The following is a 1,910-nucleotide window of genomic DNA, read 5'->3' on the forward strand; positions in this document are numbered from 1 at the left end:
TTATCCGGGTCAATCCAGTTCACCTCAACGGCATTATGGCGGTCCTTCAGGGCGCTGAAGCTGTAGCGGAACGGCGCACCATCATCCGGCATCACCACATTACTGCGGTTATAGGTCCACACCTTATCCGACGGTCGGTCCTGCACGAACGTCAGCGTCTGCCCGTTCCATACCGGCATACAGCGCATCGCAGAGCAGAAATCACTGAGCACATCCCACGCCTTGCGCTGTGTGGTCAGGTACGCATTACAGGTGATGCGCGGCTCCGTGCCGCCAAAACCGTCCGGCACCGACTGATCGCAATGCTGGCCGATGACATACAGCGCCCATTTGTCCACATCCGCCGCACCAAGACGTTTCCCCATGCCGTAGCGCGGATGGGTCAGCATATCCCACAGACACCAGGCCATGTTGTTGCTGTATGCTGGCTTAAACGTTCCGTCCCAGATACCGCTGTATTGCCGCGTCTGCGGGTTATAGTTCGACGGCACCTGCAGAATGCGCCCGCGCAGATGATAATTACGGCTCACCTGCTGGCTGCCGAACTGCTCCGAATCCACCTGCACGCCGACCAGTGCCGTGTTCGGGTAGCACTGTTTCACATCGATGATTTCGGTGTATGACGACCAGAGCGTTTTGTTCTGCAGCTGGTCTGTGGTGCTGTCCGGCGTCATCCTGCGCATCCGTATATTGAACGGGCGCGGCGGCAGGTTACCCACCACCACCGAGGCCAGATACTGCGAGGTGGTTTTGCCCTTAATGGTGATGTCTTTTTCCGTCACCCAGCCACCATTACGCTGGATCTGAACCAGCAGGCGGACTTCCGACGGATTCCGGTCCCCCTTTGAGGTGGTTTCCACCAGTGCCTGCACGCCGAAGGTAAAGCGCAGACGGTCGATGTTTGCAGACGTAATGGTGCGGGTGATCGGCGTGTCATATTTCACTTCCGTACCCAGCACCGTCTCGGAGCCGGAGGATTCAAACCCCTCCGGCGGTGTCTGCTCCTGCTCACCGGCACGGAACACCACCGTGACACCGGAGATGTTGGTATTCCCCTCAGTGTCCAGCACCGGCGTACTGTTCAGCAGCACGCTTTTTAATCCATCCACCGGACCTTCAACCGGCCCTTCGCTGATGGCATCGATCACACTCAGCAACTGCGTGGACTTCAGGTTGTCCTTCGCTTCGCGCGGGGTATGCCCCTTACTGCTTCCTTTACCCATTCCTCACGCTCCATAAACGACAAAACCGCCCGCAGGCGGTTTCACATAAAACATTTTGCATCAGCGACCAATCACCACAACCTGACCACCGTCCCCTTCGTCTGCCGTGCTGATCTCCTGAGAAACCACACGTGACCCCACGCGCATTTCACCGTACAGAACGGGCAGAACATTGCCCTGGGCAACCATGTTATCCAGTGAGGAGAAATAGGTGTTTTGTTTGCCGTTATCCGTTGTCTGTGTACGGGGAGTTCTGGCTTTCGGTGCCAGCATCTGCGCCACTCCGCCCAGGATCATACTGGCCCCTGCCGCATACATGCCCGATACAGCCGCGGCACCCAGCCAGCCCACAGGGTTCCACCATGCCACCGCAATCAGCGCCGCCCCCAGCACCACCTGAAACACACCGCCACTTTTAGCTCCCGCCAGACGCGGCACGATGTGGATCACGGCACCATTTGCCAGCGGCTCATTAAGACGGGCAGATAATTCGGTTTCACCTGCATCACGCCCGGCAATGCGCACCTGATACCAGCCGTCATTCAGTTTCTGACGAAACGCCGGGACCTGTGTGGACAGCGCCCGGATGGCTTCAGCCCCCGTTTTCACACGAAGGTCGATGCGGCGGCCAAATCGTTGTAAATCCCCGTAAAGGCAGATGCGTGCCATGCCCGGTGACGCCAGAGG

At 58.3% G+C, this 1,910-nt stretch carries 2 protein-coding genes and 1 pseudogene; all 3 read right to left on the reverse strand.

Translation table 11 applies throughout. The features are described 5' to 3' along the window. A partial coding sequence (gene gpJ, locus ATB02_RS25560; protein ID WP_105272408.1) for a TipJ family phage tail tip protein occupies positions 1-1,223 on the reverse strand: 1,223 nt, incomplete at its 3' end. A gap of 60 nt (positions 1,224-1,283) precedes the next feature. Then, on the reverse strand, positions 1,284-1,832 hold the full coding sequence (locus tag ATB02_RS25565; protein ID WP_105272409.1) for a tail assembly protein: 549 nt from the start codon (positions 1,830-1,832) through the stop codon (positions 1,284-1,286). Next, positions 1,829-1,910 (reverse strand): annotated as a pseudogene (locus ATB02_RS26385) (phage tail protein); the annotation flags it as partial. The gene ATB02_RS25565 and the pseudogene ATB02_RS26385, both read right to left, overlap by 4 nt.

It is taken from the genome of Escherichia sp. MOD1-EC5189, assembly GCF_002966045.1.
GTDB classification, from domain to species: domain Bacteria; phylum Pseudomonadota; class Gammaproteobacteria; order Enterobacterales; family Enterobacteriaceae; genus Escherichia; species Escherichia coli_F.